General features: G+C 66.3%; 16 protein-coding genes. 12 read left to right on the top strand and 4 right to left on the bottom strand.

The window, feature by feature from the left end:
* Positions 1-27: 27 nt before the first annotated feature.
* From accC to aat, 5 genes are all read left to right on the top strand, one after another.
* Positions 28-1,386, top strand: coding sequence for an acetyl-CoA carboxylase biotin carboxylase subunit (gene accC / locus ASG57_RS01255; protein WP_057195554.1), 1,359 nt, complete (start codon positions 28-30; stop codon positions 1,384-1,386).
* Positions 1,387-1,486: 100 nt separating this feature from the next.
* Positions 1,487-3,013, top strand: coding sequence for a sensor histidine kinase (locus ASG57_RS01250; RefSeq protein ID WP_057195553.1), 1,527 nt, complete (start codon positions 1,487-1,489; stop codon positions 3,011-3,013).
* A complete protein-coding gene (locus tag ASG57_RS01245; protein ID WP_024337901.1) occupies positions 3,010-3,450 on the top strand; it encodes a response regulator in 441 nt (146 codons plus the stop codon). The genes ASG57_RS01250 and ASG57_RS01245 overlap by 4 nt, the downstream gene beginning before the upstream one ends.
* Entirely contained in the window at positions 3,447-4,562 is a 1,116-nt protein-coding gene (locus ASG57_RS01240; protein ID WP_024337902.1) for a sensor histidine kinase, read from the top strand. The genes ASG57_RS01245 and ASG57_RS01240 overlap by 4 nt, the downstream gene beginning before the upstream one ends.
* Positions 4,563-4,620: 58 nt before the next feature.
* The gene (aat, locus tag ASG57_RS01235) at positions 4,621-5,301 is read left to right on the top strand and encodes a leucyl/phenylalanyl-tRNA--protein transferase (protein WP_057195552.1); all 681 of its coding nucleotides are present in this window, start codon (positions 4,621-4,623) and stop codon (positions 5,299-5,301) included.
* Positions 5,302-5,314: 13 nt separating this feature from the next.
* On the opposite strand, the gene ASG57_RS01230 is transcribed toward aat, so the two are convergent.
* Positions 5,315-6,334, bottom strand: a complete 1,020-nt coding sequence (locus tag ASG57_RS01230; RefSeq protein WP_057195551.1) for a DUF2155 domain-containing protein — start codon at positions 6,332-6,334, stop codon at positions 5,315-5,317.
* 202 nt (positions 6,335-6,536) lie between these two features.
* On the opposite strand from ASG57_RS01230, the gene lipP1 reads away from it, so the two are divergent.
* The 3 genes from lipP1 to ASG57_RS01215 all read left to right on the top strand — a co-directional run bounded on the left by lipP1 (position 6,537) and on the right by ASG57_RS01215 (position 8,944).
* Positions 6,537-7,484: a LipP1 family hormone-sensitive lipase gene (gene lipP1, locus ASG57_RS01225; RefSeq protein ID WP_024337905.1), complete on the top strand. Its 948-nt coding sequence runs from the start codon at positions 6,537-6,539 to the stop codon at positions 7,482-7,484.
* Positions 7,485-7,604: 120 nt separating this feature from the next.
* A complete protein-coding gene (locus ASG57_RS01220) occupies positions 7,605-8,663 on the top strand; it encodes a bile acid:sodium symporter family protein (protein WP_057195550.1) in 1,059 nt (352 codons plus the stop codon).
* A 26-nt stretch (positions 8,664-8,689) separates the two neighbouring features.
* Complete coding sequence (locus tag ASG57_RS01215) at positions 8,690-8,944, top strand: PepSY domain-containing protein (RefSeq protein WP_057195549.1); 255 nt, start codon at positions 8,690-8,692, stop codon at positions 8,942-8,944.
* A 77-nt stretch (positions 8,945-9,021) separates the two neighbouring features.
* Here ASG57_RS01215 and ASG57_RS01210 read toward each other — a convergent pair whose 3' ends face one another.
* Complete coding sequence (locus ASG57_RS01210) at positions 9,022-9,960, bottom strand: GlxA family transcriptional regulator (RefSeq protein ID WP_057195548.1); 939 nt, start codon at positions 9,958-9,960, stop codon at positions 9,022-9,024.
* 95 nt (positions 9,961-10,055) lie between these two features.
* Here ASG57_RS01210 and ASG57_RS01205 point away from each other — a divergent pair, with 95 nt between their 5' ends.
* On the top strand, positions 10,056-10,742 hold the full coding sequence (locus tag ASG57_RS01205) for a DJ-1/PfpI family protein (RefSeq protein ID WP_057195547.1): 687 nt from the start codon (positions 10,056-10,058) through the stop codon (positions 10,740-10,742).
* Between the two features lie 399 nt (positions 10,743-11,141).
* Here ASG57_RS01205 and ASG57_RS01195 read toward each other — a convergent pair whose 3' ends face one another.
* Positions 11,142-11,549 carry an NADH:ubiquinone oxidoreductase subunit NDUFA12 gene (locus ASG57_RS01195; RefSeq protein ID WP_024337910.1) on the bottom strand — a complete coding sequence of 136 codons (408 nt, stop codon included), beginning with the start codon at positions 11,547-11,549 and terminating at the stop codon, positions 11,142-11,144.
* A gap of 229 nt (positions 11,550-11,778) precedes the next feature.
* On the opposite strand from ASG57_RS01195, the gene ASG57_RS01190 reads away from it, so the two are divergent.
* The 3 genes from ASG57_RS01190 (at position 11,779) to ASG57_RS01180 (ending at position 15,357) form a co-directional block, all read left to right on the top strand.
* Positions 11,779-12,453 carry a BA14K family protein gene (locus ASG57_RS01190; protein ID WP_024337911.1) on the top strand — a complete coding sequence of 225 codons (675 nt, stop codon included), beginning with the start codon at positions 11,779-11,781 and terminating at the stop codon, positions 12,451-12,453.
* Positions 12,454-12,697: 244 nt separating this feature from the next.
* The gene (locus ASG57_RS01185; RefSeq protein WP_024337912.1) at positions 12,698-13,120 is read left to right on the top strand and encodes a response regulator; all 423 of its coding nucleotides are present in this window, start codon (positions 12,698-12,700) and stop codon (positions 13,118-13,120) included.
* Positions 13,117-15,357: a CHASE3 domain-containing protein gene (locus ASG57_RS01180; RefSeq protein ID WP_057195545.1), complete on the top strand. Its 2,241-nt coding sequence runs from the start codon at positions 13,117-13,119 to the stop codon at positions 15,355-15,357. Before ASG57_RS01185 ends, ASG57_RS01180 begins: the two co-directional genes overlap by 4 nt.
* Here ASG57_RS01180 and ASG57_RS01175 read toward each other — a convergent pair.
* Complete coding sequence (locus tag ASG57_RS01175) at positions 15,354-16,253, bottom strand: DMT family transporter (protein ID WP_057195544.1); 900 nt, start codon at positions 16,251-16,253, stop codon at positions 15,354-15,356. The two genes, ASG57_RS01180 and ASG57_RS01175, sit on opposite strands and share 4 nt — an antisense overlap.
* Positions 16,254-16,414 lie beyond the last annotated feature (161 nt).

Below are 16,414 nucleotides of genomic sequence, written 5' to 3'. Positions count from 1 at the left end.
GCCACTCGCCATTCGCTGCAGGACAATATGTTCGACAAGATCCTCATAGCCAATCGCGGCGAGATCGCGCTTCGTATCCTCAGGGCCTGCAAGGAGCTCGGGATCGCGACCGTCGCGGTGCACTCCACCGCCGATGCCGATGCCATGCATGTGCGCCTGTCGGACGAGAGCGTCTGCATCGGGCCGCCGCCCTCCAAGGACAGCTATCTCAACGTGCCCGCGCTGCTCGCGGCCTGCGAGATCACCGGGGCGGACGCAGTGCATCCCGGCTACGGCTTCCTCTCCGAGAACGCCCGCTTTGCGGAAATTCTCACAGAGCACAATCTGCATTTCATCGGCCCGAAGGCCGAGCACATCCGCCTGATGGGCGACAAGATCGAAGCGAAGAAGACTGCCAAGCGCCTCGGCATCCCCGTGGTGCCCGGCTCCGAGGGCGCTGTCGGTCCCAATGACGACGCGATGGCGATCGCCAGGGAGATCGGCTTCCCGGTGCTGGTCAAGGCGGCCGCCGGCGGCGGCGGCCGCGGCATGAAGGTCGCGCACAGTGAGGCCGACCTCCAGCTCGCGCTGTCGACCGCGGCCAATGAGGCCAAGTCCGCCTTTGGCGATGCCTCCGTCTACCTGGAAAAATACCTCCAGAAGCCGCGCCACATCGAGATCCAGATCCTCGGCGACGGCCGCGGCGGCGCGATCCATCTCGGCGAACGCGATTGCTCGCTGCAGCGCCGGCACCAGAAGGTCTGGGAGGAAGGTCCATCGCCCGTATTGGCCGCCGCCGCGCGGGCCAGGATCGGCGAGACCTGCGCCAAAGCGATGCGCGAGATGAAATATCTCGGCGTCGGCACCATCGAGTTCCTGTACGAGGACGGCGAGTTCTACTTCATCGAGATGAACACGCGAATCCAGGTGGAGCATCCCGTCACCGAGAGCATCACGGACATCGACCTCGTGCTGGAGCAGATCCGCATCGCCGCGGGCGGCGACCTGCCGGCCAAGCAGGACGAGGTCCAGGTCATCGGCCACGCGATCGAGTGCCGCATCAACGCCGAGAACCCGCAGACCTTCCGCCCGTCACCAGGGCGCATCCTGCAATATCATCCGCCCGGCGGCCTCGGCGTCCGGATCGATTCCGCGGTCTATCAGGGCTACACGATCCCGCCCTATTACGACTCCCTGGTCGGCAAGCTGATCGTGCATGGCAAGACCCGCGCCGAATGCCTGATGCGGCTGCGCCGGGCGCTGGACGAGATGGTGGTCGAGGGCATCGAGACCACGCTGCCGCTGTTCCGCGCCCTGGTCCGTGAAGCCGACATCATCAACGGCGACTACCACATCCACTGGCTGGAGCAATATCTCGCCGGAAAGATGGAACCCGCCCAGAGATAATTCTCCTCCCGAGGAACTATTGGGGCCCAATCGCGTTCTGGACGGTTGGGCAGTTCCAAGGGGGCGTTTTGAATTCCACTGAACTTACAGGTGACCTGTCGTGACGGCTGAGGCCCAGCGACGGCGGGCGTTTTGGCAGGTCCTGCTGTTTTCGGCGGGCCTTTTGGTGCTGACCGCGATCAGCGCCGGCTCGGTCTACTTGGTCAACAAGGCCCGGCAGGACGCCGAATGGGTGGTTCACACGATCGAGGCGCAGAACCAGATCAACGCTCTGCTGCTCGAAATCCGGCGTGCCGAGAGCACCGCCCGCGGCTACCTGCTGACGCAAGCGACGGACTTCAAGGCCGACCATGAGAAGGCCGTGGCGGCAATCATCCCGGCGCTCGACAGGCTCACGCGTCTGACCGGCGACAACCCTGCACAACGTGCGAACATCGAGAAGTTGAGCGCGGCGATCGAGACCCGGCTCGGCCAGTTCGCTCAGGAGATGGATTTCATAAGTCAGGGTCATCCGGACAAGGCAGCAGCGGTGGTCCGCGAGGTCGGCTCCACCGATACCACTGCCGCGATTGCCAAAGTCGCGACGGCAATGATTCGGGAAGAGGAACGGCTGTTCCGGCTAAGAACGGTGAACTCCGACCGCAGCCAGACTCTGGCCGCATCGATGACCGGCATCGGCTCCGGGCTCGTCGTGGTGTTGGCGCTGATCTCCATTTGGCTGGTGCGCCGCTCGGCGCTCGCCCGTGACGAGGCCGAAGCACGCTTGCGCGATGCCAATGTCAATCTGGAGGCCGTAGTCGACGAGCGCACTGCCGACCTGCGCGAAGCCAACAACGAGATCCAGCGCTTTGCCTATATCGTCAGCCACGACCTGCGCTCGCCGCTCGTCAACATCATGGGCTTCACCAGCGAGCTCGAGGAGCTCGGCGGCGACATCTTCCGCCGTATCAGCAGCCTCGCCCGCGCTCGTGGGGATGGGACGCCGCCGGCGCCCGCAGGACCCGGTGAGATCGCGCTCGAAGGCGCCGACAAGCAGCTCTCGGAGGATTTTTCCGAAGCGCTCGGCTTCATCAAGTCGTCGATCGCCAAGATGGACCGCCTGATTTCGGCCATCCTCAACCTCACCCGCGAGGGCCGGCGCGAATTCCAGCCGGTGAAGATCGACACACGCGAGCTGATCGCGGCCATCGTCTCGACAGTGGCGCACCAGGCGGCGGAGGCCCGGGCCGAGATTCACCTCGAGCCTCTGCCGGACATCGTGAGCGATCGTCTCGCGCTCGAGCAGATCTTCTCCAATCTGATCGACAACGCGGTCAAATATCTCAAGCCGGGCGTGCCCGGCGAGATCAGAATCAGCGGGCGGACCAAGCTCGGTTACGCTATCTTCGAGATCAGCGACAACGGCCGCGGGATCGATCCGAGGGATCACCAGCGGATATTCGACCTGTTCCGCCGTGCGGGAACCCAGGACAAGCCCGGCCAGGGCATCGGGCTTGCGCATGTGCGTGCACTTGTGCGTCGCCTCGGCGGCACCATGTCGGTATCATCGGAACTGAACGCGGGCAGCACCTTCACCATCACCCTGCCCATCGCCTGGAATGTGAACAACCGGAACGCAGATCGATGACCCAGCCTGTCACCATCATCATGATCGAGGACGACGAGGGCCATGCCCGCCTGATCGAGCGCAATATCCGCCGCTCGGGCGTCAACAACGAAATCGTCTCGTTCGCCAACGGCACCGACGCGATGCTGCACCTGTTCGGCGCCGACGGTTCCGGGCTCGTGCAGAAGGGCAATGCGCTCCTGATCCTGCTGGACCTCAATCTGCCAGACATGACCGGGATCGACATCCTGAGGCAGATCAAGGAGAACAAATATCTGAAGGCCTCGCCCGTGGTGGTGCTGACCACCACCGACGATTCCCAGGAGATCAAGCGTTGCTACGAGCTCGGCTGCAACGTCTACATCACCAAACCGGTCAACTACGAGAATTTCGCCAATGCCATCCGGCAGCTCGGCCTGTTCTTCTCGGTCATCCAGGTCCCGCCAGCCGCCACATGAACCAGAGCACGCCGACACTTCTCTACATCGATGACGACGACGCGCTGGCGCGCCTGGTCGATCGCGGCCTGACGCGGCGCGGCTACAGGGTCGTCCATGCCGCGAGCGGCGAGGAAGGCCTCGAGCGCATCCGCCGCGCCGGCGCCCAGGGCAGCATTGAAGACAGCATCGATGTCGTGGCACTCGACCAGTACATGCCGGGCCTCGACGGGCTGGAAACGCTCGAGCAGATCATGGCGATCCCGGACGCGCCGCCGGTCGTATTCGTCACGGCGTCGCAGGATTCCAGCATCGCGGTGACTGCACTGAAGGCCGGGGCGGCCGATTATCTGGTCAAGGACGTCCATGGCGATTTCATCCCGCTGCTGCATGTCGCCGCCGACGGCGCGCTGCGCCAGGCCGAATTGCAGAGGGCGCGCGAGGAAGCCGAGGCCGAGATCCACGCCTCGCGCGACCGCTACGCGGCGCTTGCCGCCGAACGCGAGCTTCTGCTGCGCGAGGTCAACCACCGCGTCGGCAACTCGCTTCAGATCATCGCCTCGTTGCTGCACCTTCAGGCAAGCTCCGCCGCGCAGGACGAGGTCAAGGCGGCGCTGACCAATGCGATGGGCCGCGTTGCCGCCGTCGCGCAAGTGCACCGCCGCCTCTACACCTCGCAGGACCTGAAGAGCGTGGTCCTGAACCAGTATCTGGACTCGCTGCTCGAGGATCTCCGCCGCTCCGCCGAGGGCAACCGGATGTCGCGCCTGACGTTGAAGGCCGAGCCGATCGAGATCGATCCGGATCGCGCGGTCGCCGTCGGCATCATCGTCAACGAGCTGGTGATGAACGCGGTCAAGTACGCCTATCCGGACGGCGCCGGCCCCATCCATGTCGAGCTGATCTCGCGGGGCGACGATCTCCAGCTCTCGATCTCCGACGACGGCGTGGGCGACAACGTCAAGGCCGATCCGCGTTCCACCGGCATGGGTCAGCGCATCGTCGCGGCCATGGCTTCCAAGCTCGACGCCACGGTCGAACGCGATCCCGCGCATTCCGGAACCCGGATCGTGCTGAAATTCGGCCGCGTGCCCGCAGTCCCCGGCAAGACCAGCACCGCCGCCGCAAGCTGACCTCGCGCCCTGCCGCGCCACCCATCGCAACCGCAATGCGATCCTGCTATGATGGCGCATGACTTCGCGCGACTCCGCCCCGTCTGAAATCACGCCGGCCGTGCTGCTGCGCGCTTATGCCTGCGGCATCTTTCCGATGGCGGAAAGCGCCGACGATCCGACCCTGTTCTGGGTCGAGCCGGAGTTGCGTGGCGTCATCCCGCTCGACGGATTTCGCGTCGCCTCGCGGCTGGCGCGCACGGTGCGCTCCGACTCGTTTCGCGTCACCGTCAACACTGCGTTCAAGGCGACGATCGCCGGCTGCGCCGCGCCGCAGGCCGGGCGCGAGGACACCTGGATCAACAAGCGCATCCGCGACCTCTATGGCGGCCTCTTCGAGCTCGGCCATTGCCACAGCGTCGAGGCCTGGCAGGGCGACGATCTCGTCGGGGGGCTCTACGGCGTCAGCCTGGGACGTGCCTTCTTCGGCGAGAGCATGTTCCACACGGCGCGCGACGCCTCGAAAGTGGCGCTGGTGCATCTGGTCGCGCGGCTCATTTACGGCGGCTTCGAGCTGCTCGACACCCAATACGTCACCGAGCATCTGAAGAGCTTCGGCGCAGTCGAGATTTCGCGGCGGCGCTACACCGCGCTGCTCGACAAGGCGCTCGCGGGCGAGCCTGGCGATTTCCTGAGACTCTCCGCCGGTGAGCCGATCCCCGGCGCACGCGCGCTCGAGATCATCGCCTCGCGGCAATGATCGACAGCTGGGGTTAGCGCCCGAACCCGGGGATACCGAACAGACCTGGCCGTTGCTCCGGCGGCGGAGGCGGCGGCGGTGCCGGTTGCTGCTGCTGGATCGGCGGCAGCGGCTGCGGCGCACGCTGCTGCGCCTGCTTGGGCGCGGCCTTCTTCTGTGCGGGCGGCGGAGGTGCCGGCTTGGCCGCCGGGTCCGGTGCCGCAGTCGCGATGGTCTGCTGCGGCTCTTTGCAGTCGGTCAGCCAGATGTCGTAGATCGGATGCTCGACGCCGTGCAGGCCCGGGCTCGCCGCGAACATCCAGCCCGAGAAGATGCGCTTCACCTCGCCCTGCAAGGTGATCTCGTCGACTTCGACGAAGGCGTCGGTGTTGGCGGCCTCCGTGGCCGGACGCGTATAGCAGGCGTCGGTCTTGACCCGGAGCGCACCGAATTGGACGGTCTCGCCGATCTCCTCGTCGAAATTGATGATGCGCCCGGTGATCTTGTCGAGGCCCGAAAAGGTCGCCTTCTTGTTCGCGATCTTCTGGGCCGGCGGCTCGGTAACGACCTCGTCGCCCGGCTGCAGGCTCGCCGGCGTCTGCGGGACAGTGCCCGGCGCGCCCTTCTGCTGGGGCTGGCGCTGACCGGGGACGCCTTGCGGACCGGACGGGGTGATCGCCGCGGAAGGCGGCTGGTTCGGCGGCGCGAGGGTGGAGCCCGGCGGCGGGGCCAGCGGCTGGCTCTCGACCGGCCCCGGCATCACGTTACCTTGGCGGCCCGGGGGCAGCGGCATCGGGCGCGACGGCAGCACACGGCCCTGCGGCGGCAGTTCCGGCACCTCCTCGTCGTCCTCCGGGATCTGCTGCAGCTGGCCGCGCGGAATGCTGCCCGGCGGCCGTAGCGGCGGCGGGTCGGAGAAAATCGTGCCGATCTGCGCCTGAGCCGGCGTCGCGACCGTGAGTGCGGTGGCGGCCAGCAGTGCCGCAAGGCCTGTCAGGGTAAAGGTTCGAAACATCTCGCGCGGCTTCAACAGCGAATCGGGCTTGTTGGACATTCTACAGGGGATACCGCCGCTCGCAGGCCCTCCGGTTAACACGCCGAATACGGCGGGGAAAGGGCGGCATCCCTGCCCTTCCCGGCGCGGTCTGGCCAGGCCAGCTGCCGGATGGGATAGTCATGAGCCCCTCACCAGGCCAGGGCGGGCGTCGCCCGAAAATGACACCCAATGATAACTGGAAACCCCGAGGTCCCCGTTCATGCCCGTTGTGCTCGATCCCGATGCCGCTGCCGTCTACAAGGCATTCCAGGAGGCCGGCCGCCCTGCCTACGAGACGCTGACAGCTCCGGAAGCACGCGCCTATTATTCGCAGGCCCGCTTTGCCACCAACCCTGACGCGCCGGAGCTCGCCCGCGTCGCACCGCTGGCGATCCCGGCGCCGCACGGCGTGATCCCCGCCCGCCTCTACGTGCCCAAAGAACCGCGCCAGCGCGACGGCCTGTCGCCGGCGCTGGTATTCTTCCATGGCGGCGGCTGGGTGATCGGCGACCTCGACTCTCACGATGTCGTCTGCCGCCAGCTTGCGGTCGAAGGTGCGCTGATCGTGATCTCGATCGACTATCGGCTTGCGCCCGAGCACAAATTTCCCGCTGCCGCAGAGGACGCCGTCGCCGCAACGCAATGGGTCGCTGGGAACGCGCGCGAGCTCGGCATCGACGCCTCGCGCCTCTCGATCGGCGGCGACAGCGCCGGCGGCAATCTCACCGCGGTCGTGGCACTCGCGGCGCGCGATGCCGGCGGCCCTGCGCTCGCAGGCCAGGTGTTGATCTATCCGGCGACCGATTTCGCCATGACGCACGGCTCCCACAGCGAGCCCGAGACCAGCGTGCTCCTGACCCACTCGGTGATCCGCTGGTTCCGCGATCACTATCTCAACAGCGCGGCCGACATCCACGACTGGCGCGCCTCGCCGGCGCGCGCGCAAAGCCTTGCCGGCCTGCCGCCGGCCTATGTGCTGACCGCCGGTGCCGATCCCCTGCGTGACGAAGGCGACGAATACGCCGACCGCCTCAGGCAGGCCGGCGTGCCCGTGACGACCAAGCACTATCCCGGCCAATTCCACGGCTTCTTCACGATGGGCAAGCTGCTGGCAAAGGCCAATGTTGCTGTCGGCGAGATCGGCGCCTGGCTGAAAGGATTGGGCTGACAGCAGTCCCCTCCCACATGAGCGCAGCAACCTGCGGGACCGCTCTTACCGCGGCAATAGCTTCTTCCGGATATCGCCGCGCTCATTCGGGCTACGGGTTGGACTGATGCCACACTCAAGATGACTTCCGTTCTCCAATCCATCTTCGCTCTTCCCCTGCGCGGCCTGACATGGCTCGGCGGCCAGGGCACCCGTGCGGTGGCCGCCGTCGCGTTCATCGCAGTCGCGGTGCCGCCACTTGGGGCGTTGCTGCGCCCTTACGTCACCGAGGCGATTGTCCTTCTACTCTGCATCTCCTTCATGCGCGTCGATTTCGCCGCGCTGCACGGCCATCTCCGCAGGCCGGCGCTGGTCGTAACGGCTACGGCCTGGACGATGATCGGTGTTCCGCTGATCGTCGGGCTGATCACCCATGCAATGGGACTGACGAGCCACTCCCCCGGCCTTGCTCTTGCGCTGATGCTCCAGGGCATGGCCTCGCCGATGATGGCCTCGCCGGCACTCGCCGCGCTGATGGGGCTCGATGCCACCTTGGTGCTGGTCACGCTGGTGACATCGACTGCGCTCGTTCCCTTCACCGCTTCACTGTTTGCAGCCCTGTTTCTCGACGGAATGCTCAGCATCTCGCCGCTGACGCTCGGCCTCAAGCTCCTCGGCATCCTCGCCGCATCGCTGCTGGCCGCGACCGTCACCCGCTGGGTCTTTGGCGCGGAGGCGATTCAGCGCGCGAAGCGGCCGATCGACGGCTTCAACATCATCATCCTCTTTGTGTTCGCCTCCGCGGTGATGGGCGACGTCGCCGGCGCCTTGGTAAGCCAGCCGCTGTTCACCATGGGCCTCGCGCTGCTGTCCTTCGCGATCTATTTCACCCTGCTCGCCATCACCGCACTGCTGTTCCGCCGCATTGGGTATGAGCGCGCGCTGGCGCTCGGGCTGATGGTCTCACAGCGCAATCTCGGATTGATGCTGGCGGCGACGGCCGGCGCATTGCCGCCTAGCACCTGGCTTTATTTCGCGATGACACAGTTCCCGATCCACCTTGCGCCGTACATGCTGATGCCGATCGCAAGGCGACTGACTGCGGACGTAGACGCGCTCAACGGGACGACCAAGGCTGACGCTCGCTCGTTCGCGTCGCACCGACGCAGGGGAGGAACATCAGTTCAGGACCCCGGTTGAAGCCTCTCACCGCAAGGAGGTTCGCGATGAAGTTTGTCATGATTCTGGTTCTCGGCTCGCTCGCCATGGGCTCGGCAGCGAGGGCCGATCAACCCGGACCTGACTGGATGCCGATGGAGCAGGTGAAATCCAAGGTCATGGAGTCCGGCTATTCACAGGTCACCAAGCTTGAAGCCGACGACGGCCAGTGGGAAGGCGAAGGCGTCAAGAACGGCCAGAAAATGGAATTCCACGCCGATCCCAAGACCGGCGCCATCGTGCGCGAAAAGCCGGATAAGTGACCATCGCCGTAGCCCGCTCCTGAGCGAAGCAGGCCTGGCCATTCCGCACGGAGCGCCAGTTCAGGAGTACACGGCTGCTAGCCCGCGCGCGCCGCGCGCCGCAGCGCCTGCGGCGGCTGGCCGAAGGCGCGGATGAAGGCGCGCCGCATGCGCTCGGGATCGCGGAAGCCGGTCGTTTCCGCAACGAGCTCGATCGCCTCGCGGGAGGACTGGACGCGCTCCCGGGCGGCCTCGAGCCGCAATCGCTCGACCGCCTTGGATGGTGTCGTGCCGGTCTCGGCGGCAAAGGCGCGGGCGAAGTGCCGCGCGCTCATGCCGGCGCGGTCGGCGAGATCTTCCACCGTCAAAGGCGCATCGAGGTTTTCGCGCGCCCAGGACAATAGCGGGCCGAAGCGCCCGCTCGGCGTCTTCAGCTCCAGGAGCGACGAAAATTGCGACTGGCCTCCGCTGCGGCGGTGGTACAGCACGAGCTGCCGCGCGGTCTGTCGTGCGATCTCCTCGCCGTGGTCCTCAGTGATCATCGCGAGCGCGAGGTCTATGCCTGCGGTAATTCCCGCCGAGGTCCACACATTGCCGTCGCGGGTAAAGATCTGGTCCGGCTCGAACTTCACCTTGGGAAAGCGCGAGACGAAATCGCGCGTGCGCCCCCAATGCGTGGTGGCGCGGCGCCCGTCGAGCAGGCCTGCTTCGGCCAGCACGTAGGCGCCCGAGCAGACGCTCGCGACGCGTACGCCGCGCCTTGCGAGCCGTTGCACGAAAGCGCGCGTGGCGTCGCAGCGCGCGGCATCGGCCACCCCGGTCCCGCCCGCAACGACCAGCGTCGTGATCGTGCTGGCCGACTTGAGGTCACGCGCCATCATCTCGACTCCGGACGAACTGCGCACGAGTCCGGGCTTCGCCGCCAGCACGCGAATGAGAGGCGCCTTGCCGATGCAGCGCGCTGCGATCTCGAACGCCGAGATCGGGCCTGCCGCATCGAGCAGCTGGAAGTCGGGGAAGATCAGGATGCCGATCATAGGTATGTCCGAAAGTGAGGGAATTACGCCATTCCGGACAGAAAGGCACCATGCCATCCTGCCCGCGTCAAGCTCGCAATTGAAGGACCCTGTCTATGTCGTCCCCGCTTCAGATTGGCCTCCTGGTGTTTCCGCGCGTCACCCAGCTCGATTTCACTGGTCCCTTGCAGGTGTTCGCCATGGTTCCCGACGCAAAACTGCACCTGATCTGGAAGCGGATTGAACCGGTGCCGAGCGACTCCGTGATGACGCTGACGCCGACCACGACCTTTGCGGATTGCCCCCAACTCGACGTGATCTGTGTGCCCGGCGGCCACGGCACCAACGACCTGCTCAACGATGAGGAAGTGCTCGATTTCCTGCGCCGGCAGGCTGATGGCGCCAAATACGTCACCTCGGTGTGCACGGGATCGCTGGCGCTCGGCGCCGCCGGCCTCTTGAAGGGATACCGCGCCGCCACCCATTGGAGCGCAATGGACATGCTCGCCGAGTTCGGCGCGACGCCGACGAAGACACGCGTCTGCATCGACCGCAATCGCATCACTGGCGGCGGCGTCACCGCCGGGATCGATTTCGCGCTGACGCTGGTGTCGATCATGGTCAATCGCACCATGGCGGAAGCGATCCAGCTCCAGATGGAATACAATCCAGCCCCGCCATTCAATTCGGGTTCGCCCGACACCGCACCCGCCGAGGTGATGGCGTTGCTCGGAGCGCGCGGCGCGCAGAACCAGGCGCGGCGACTCGAGGCGGTCAAGCGGGCTGCCGAGCGCGTGATGTAGACTCGCTCTCGTGTCTGGCATGCGGTGCAGCGTGCAACGTTGGGGAACGAGCATGCAGGTCCTAAAAGAAAAAGGCCGCTCGGTTTCCCAAGCGGCCTTTCCTGTCTCACGGCGGCTGCACATTCACATCGGGCGATTTCGGAGCTTCAAGACCGGGGGCCTATCTCCCGGTCGAGTCCTTCCTCGGCGGCCGCTGCATCTCGGGACAGTCGCGAGCTGTTGCCCGAACCGAACGCGATGGTCTCCCATCTCCGCAAGATGGGATCATTGAGCTCCATCGCCCGCGTCAAAGCAACGCCGGCGCACGCGGCATCCCCGCTGTTCCCATTGTCCACAGCGGCATGGCGCGGATGCATGTGCATCCGCTTCGGCACGATGGCGGTTGCGGGTGGCTGAAAGCTAACCGGGCGTCCAGGGCTGATAGTCGCCGGTTGCCTTCGGGCGCCGGCCGCTGGCAAGCGTCGAGCCGGAAGGACGATAGGCCTTCGCCGTGCCGGTGAGATTCGGCTGGTGCGGCTTTTCCCACTCGCGCGGCTGATAGTTGATCTCGGTCGGCGGCATGTCGACGACGTGATGAATCCAGCCGTGCCACGACGGCGGAATCCGGCTCGCTTCCGCGTAGCCGTTGTAAATCACCCAGCGCCGCTCGAAACCGAGCGCCGGATCGATGGCTCCGCCGCGGGTGCGGTAGTAGCGGTTGCCCTGCTCGTCCTCGCCGACCAGCTCTCCGTACCGCCTGGTCCAGAGTTGGGTGCCGAAGGTCTGGCCATTCCACCAGGTGAAGAACTTGAGGAAGAACTGTTTCATGCGGCAAGGGCCCTGCTTTCGTGGGGTCCTGATGCCATCCGGGCGACGAAATGTCCAGTTCGACAGGGCTCACGATGTGCCGCTGCGACAGGTATTGCCGCAAATCGGACGCGATCCGTTCATGCCGGGTACAGCGGCTGCGCGCGAGGCTCAATTCCCGCGCAAACTGGCATGGTCCCAGGAACTCCTGCCCACTCATGGGGTTTGCTTGCGGGAAAGGAGTTGAACCATGAACACTTTGAAAGTTTTGAGTGCTGCCGCAGCGCTGGCGCTCGTTCTACCCATGACCTCTCCGAGCTTTGCGCAGGGGCTGAGCCCCGGCGGCGCTCGCGGTGGCGGCGGTGGCGGTGGCGGCGCATCCATCGGCGGTGGTGGCGCCTCCATCGGCGGGGGCGGGGGCGGTGGCGCGCGGATGGGGGGCGGCGGCCCCGCGTTTCAAGGCGGTGGCGGCGGTATGGGCGGTGGGGCCGGCATGCGGCCGAGCACCGGCAATTTCGCGGCGGGCCCCGCGGCCCGTCCCGGCGGCGGCAGCTTCGTAGGCGGTTTGGCATCCCGTCCCGGAGTCGCACCGTCCTATAGCGGGTCTCGCCACGTTGCGACGGGCGGCAACTGGCATGGAGGCGGCGGCCGCCACTGGCACCGTCATCATCGCCGCGGCGGCTTCTGGCCCGGCTTCGCGGCTGGCGCCGCAATCGGAGGAATCGGCTCGTACGCTTATTACGGCAGCGGCTACGGCTATTACGATGATCCCTATTACTACGGCTATTATGACGAACCGTCGGTTGCGGTGGTGCAGGACGGCGGTGGCGACTCCGTGGCCTATTGCTCCCGGCGCTTCAAGTCCTACGACCCGGCTTCGGGCACCTATCTCGGCTATGACGGCAAGCGGCATCCCTGCCCGTAAGCGGATCGCCGACGCATGAGGCGAGAGGCGTCGCAGCGATGCGGCGCCTCTTTCGCGTTGAGGTGTATGTAGCCTGTTTTCGGTTCCCTCATGCTCCGTGCCCCGCGAGGCTGCGTACGAAATGCAAATGCACCTTTATGCACTGCGCCGTGCATATCCTCAGTGATCCAATCCAAAATTGACCCGACCCACGATTCGCGGATATCACAAAAAGCAGAGGGGACTTTGATTGCTGGGAAGTGTCATGCCGCGTGTTCTCGTGGTTGATGACGATCCGATGGTCGGTGCGACCATCGAGGTCCTCCTCCAACGTCAGGGCTTCGACGTCACGCTGGCCGATGGCGGCGAAACCGGGCTGGCGGCGCTCGAATCGCAGGTGTTCGACGTGATGCTGGTCGACATCTTCATGCCGCATATGCGCGGCTTCGAATCCATCCGCATCTTTCACGAGCGCGCGCCGACCACTCCGCTGATCGCGATGTCTGGCTACGCCTTTGCCTCGTCCGCCTCGCCTTCTCCCGATTTCCTGCGCATGGCCCTGGAACTCGGCGCAACGCGCTGCCTGCGCAAGCCGTTCACGCCGGAAGCGCTGCTGACGACGATCCGGGAATGCCTCGCCGGCGCGGGCGAGAGCGCGCAGCCGAAGGACAAGAAAGAGGCCCCTTGATTCCAACGCAGCGCGTCATTCTGGGTGCCGGACTTGCCATCCTCCTGATCATCACCGCGGCCTCGATCGCTCTCGACGTCAAGTCGCGGTCCGACGCGGCACGGGTCAATCATACGATCCAGGTGCAGAAGAAGATTTCCGATCTGCGCGTGCTGTTGCGCCGCGCCGAGAGCGCCGCGCGCGGCTTTGAGCTTTATCGCACGCCGGGCTTCAACGATGAGTTCCGGACAGTGCAGGCCAGGATCGCGCCTGCCCTCGCCGAGCTCAAGCGCGACGTGCGCGACAATCCGGACCATGTCGCGCTGCTGGAGGGCACCGAGCCGCTGGCGCTGCGCCGGATCGAGATCGCCGCCACAGCGATGCGCCTGCGCGCCGAGAACGACGAGGCCGGCATTGCCGCGCTCATCAGCAAGGCCGAGGGCCGCGGCCTCATGGACACCGTGATGGGCAATCTCGACCGTCTGGGTGCCCAGGAAGAACGCCTGCTCACCGAGCGCACCCAGGATTCACGCCGCACCGGCATCGTGCTGCTCGGCATCGACGTCGCCGGCGCCCTGCTCATCCTGCTGCTCGTCGCGCTGGTCTTGCGCGAAAGCCGGCGCGCCACGGGCGAGCTTCAGAGCTCGCTGGCGCAGACGCAAGCCGCGAAGGCGGCGCTCGAGGCTGCGGTGGCCGAGCGGACCGAGCACCTCGTCACCGCGCATGACGAGCTCCGCCTGTCGGTCAACGTGCTCCAGAGCACGTTTCGCAGCATGGCGGAGGCGGTGCTCGTCATAGACGCCGAGGGCACCGTGCTCCTCTCCAATCCGGCGGCCGAGCGCATGCTGCTGCATCGCACCGGCATGAGCGTGAGCAATCTGCGCGCGCTGTCCGACGTGTTTCACGGCGACGGCGTCACGCCGCTCAAGACCGACGAACTGCCATCGGCGCGCGTGCTGCGCGGCGAGCACTTCGAAGAGCTGGAGATGATCGTCCGCCCGCACAGCGGCAATCCCACCCGCCATCTCATGATCAGCGGCCGGCCGATGCGGGACGGGCAAGGCAACGTCTCCGGCGCGGTGCTGGTCTATCACGATGCGACGACCTCGCGCGAGACCGAGCGGCAGCTGCACCAGTCGCAGAAGCTGGATGCGGTCGGCAAGCTGACCGGCGGCGTCGCGCACGACTTCAACAACATGCTGACCGTGATCTCCGGCAACACCGAGACGCTGGTGGAGGGCCTGAAGGACCAGCCCGAGCTTCAGCGCACGGCGCGGCTGATCGACGATGCCGCCGAGCGCTGCGCCGAGCTGATCCAGCATCTGCTCGCGTTCGCGCGCAAGCAGCCGCTCGAGCCGCGCAACGTCGAGATCAACGCCGCGATCGCGGATATCGCCAAGCTCCTGCGCCCCACCCTGGGCGAGCAGATCCAGATCGAGACCGTGCTGGAACAGGGGACGATGAAGACGCACATCGATCCGTCCAGGCTCACCAACGCCGTGCTCAACATGGCGATCAACGCCCGCGACGCCATGCCGAACGGCGGCAAGCTATTGCTGGAGACGCACCGCGTCGTGCTGGACGAGGCCTATGCGCAGGCCAATGCGGACGTGACGCCCGGCCCCTACGTGATGCTCGCGGTCAGCGACACCGGCACCGGCATGCCGCCCGAGGTGCAGCAGAAGGCGTTCGAGCCGTTCTTCACCACCAAGGAGGTCGGCAAGGGATCCGGCCTCGGCCTCTCCATGGTCTACGGCTTCGTCAAGCAGTCCGGCGGCCACATCAAGATCTACAGCGAGGAAGGCCACGGCACCACGATCAAGCTCTATCTGCCGCCGGGCGAAGGTGCGGCGGACGCGGCCGCGCCCGTCACCCCGGCCGCCGAGGGCGGCGCCGAGACCATCTTCGTGGTCGAGGACGACAATCTCGTGCGCAATTTCGTCACCACGCAGCTGCAGAGCCTGGGCTACAAGACCGTGGCCGTGCCGGACGGCAGATCCGCGCTGGACCTGATCGACGCGGGCCAGGCGTTCGACCTGTTGTTCACCGACGTCGTCATTCCCGGCGGCATGAGCGGACGCGAGTTGGCCGAAGAAGTGGCCAGGCGCCGGCCGGGCGTGAAGGTGCTCTACACCTCCGGCTACACCGACAACGCCATCGTCCATCACGGCAAGCTCGACGACGGCGTGATGCTGCTGACCAAGCCCTACCGCCGCAACCAGCTTGCCGAGATGATCCGCAAGGCGCTGGGCAACTAGCCGCGCGTCGCCAGCACCACCGCCGCCAGCGTGAAAACCAGCGCGGCGATCTGCCCTGCCCCGAGCGGCTCGCCGAGCGCGACCGCCGACGCCACGACGCCGATCACAGGCACCGCCATGGTCCCGATCGCGGCGACGGAGGCCGGCAGCCGCGCCAGCGCTGCGAACCAGCTGACATAAGCGATGCAGAACTGCACCACGGTCGAATAGACCAGCAGCCACCAGCCGAGCGGCGTCACCTTGCCCAGATCCGTGGTCTCGACCAGCAGGCCGACGATCGAGATCGGCAGGCAGCCGATCCCGATCTGCCAGGCCGCGGCCGTGATCGGCGGCAGGTGGATCGGGTACTTCTTGGAGAGCACCGTGCCCAACGCGAAGCCAAACGCGCCGACGAGCACCATGATGATTCCAGGCGCTTTCTCCGCGCTGGCGGCGATCCCGTTGCCGCCCATGATCGAGGCGAGACCCGCGAAGGCCAGCACCAGCCCCAGCGTGCGCAAGACCGTCGGCCGCTCGCCCAGCACCGGCCAGGCGATGATCGAGGCCCAGACCGGCATCGTGTAGGCGATCAGCGCCGCCTCGCTCGCCGGCAGCCAGAGCAGCGCCAGCCCCATCAGCACCATCCAGCCGGTGACGTTGAGCACGGCGGCGGTGAGGAGGCGCGGCCAGGTCGCGCCGTCCACGCGCAGGCTCTGCCGCCGCATCACCGCGAACAGCGCCAGCAGCACCGCGCCGAGCACGCCCGTGACCCCGCGCAGGGTCAGCGGCGGCAGCTCCGCGAGCAGGAACTTGGTCACGGGCCAGTTGAAGCCCCAGCCGATCGAGGTGATCGCGAGGAACATCAGGCCGGCCGGGGCGATGCGCGGCCGCGCATCCCGGCGAGTCGAATCATGCATGAGGGCAGTCCGGCAAATCTGACGGCAGCTTGGCCCGGATTCGCCGGCCGAACCACCGCCCTGGCGGGCATGCCTGCCCCCGCCTTCCGTAGGGCAACGTGAGTCCCGCAGACGCAATCCCAATCGCCAAAAATATACCTGGCCTGTGAACAGCGGGATGA

The organism is Bradyrhizobium sp. Leaf396 (genome assembly GCF_001424605.1).
Taxonomy (GTDB): Bacteria; Pseudomonadota; Alphaproteobacteria; order Rhizobiales; family Xanthobacteraceae; genus Bradyrhizobium; species Bradyrhizobium japonicum_C.
This window is presented reverse-complemented; position numbering and strand designations above follow the sequence as displayed.

Bases quoted from the DNA above. Each gene is read 5' to 3' on its own strand.
- accC (WP_057195554.1), top strand. From the start codon at position 28: ATGTTCGACAAGATCCTCATAGCCAATCGCGGCGAGATCGCGCTTCGT.
- ASG57_RS01245 (WP_024337901.1), top strand. From the start codon at position 3,010: ATGACCCAGCCTGTCACCATCATCATGATCGAGGACGACGAGGGCCAT.
- ASG57_RS01240 (WP_024337902.1), top strand. From the start codon at position 3,447: ATGAACCAGAGCACGCCGACACTTCTCTACATCGATGACGACGACGCG.
- aat (WP_057195552.1), top strand. From the start codon at position 4,621: ATGACTTCGCGCGACTCCGCCCCGTCTGAAATCACGCCGGCCGTGCTG.
- ASG57_RS01230 (WP_057195551.1), bottom strand. From the start codon at position 6,334: ATGTCCAACAAGCCCGATTCGCTGTTGAAGCCGCGCGAGATGTTTCGA.
- lipP1 (WP_024337905.1), top strand. From the start codon at position 6,537: ATGCCCGTTGTGCTCGATCCCGATGCCGCTGCCGTCTACAAGGCATTC.
- ASG57_RS01220 (WP_057195550.1), top strand. From the start codon at position 7,605: ATGACTTCCGTTCTCCAATCCATCTTCGCTCTTCCCCTGCGCGGCCTG.
- ASG57_RS01215 (WP_057195549.1), top strand. From the start codon at position 8,690: ATGAAGTTTGTCATGATTCTGGTTCTCGGCTCGCTCGCCATGGGCTCG.
- ASG57_RS01210 (WP_057195548.1), bottom strand. From the start codon at position 9,960: ATGATCGGCATCCTGATCTTCCCCGACTTCCAGCTGCTCGATGCGGCA.
- ASG57_RS01205 (WP_057195547.1), top strand. From the start codon at position 10,056: ATGTCGTCCCCGCTTCAGATTGGCCTCCTGGTGTTTCCGCGCGTCACC.
- ASG57_RS01195 (WP_024337910.1), bottom strand. From the start codon at position 11,549: ATGAAACAGTTCTTCCTCAAGTTCTTCACCTGGTGGAATGGCCAGACC.
- ASG57_RS01190 (WP_024337911.1), top strand. From the start codon at position 11,779: ATGAACACTTTGAAAGTTTTGAGTGCTGCCGCAGCGCTGGCGCTCGTT.
- ASG57_RS01185 (WP_024337912.1), top strand. From the start codon at position 12,698: ATGCCGCGTGTTCTCGTGGTTGATGACGATCCGATGGTCGGTGCGACC.
- ASG57_RS01175 (WP_057195544.1), bottom strand. From the start codon at position 16,253: ATGCATGATTCGACTCGCCGGGATGCGCGGCCGCGCATCGCCCCGGCC.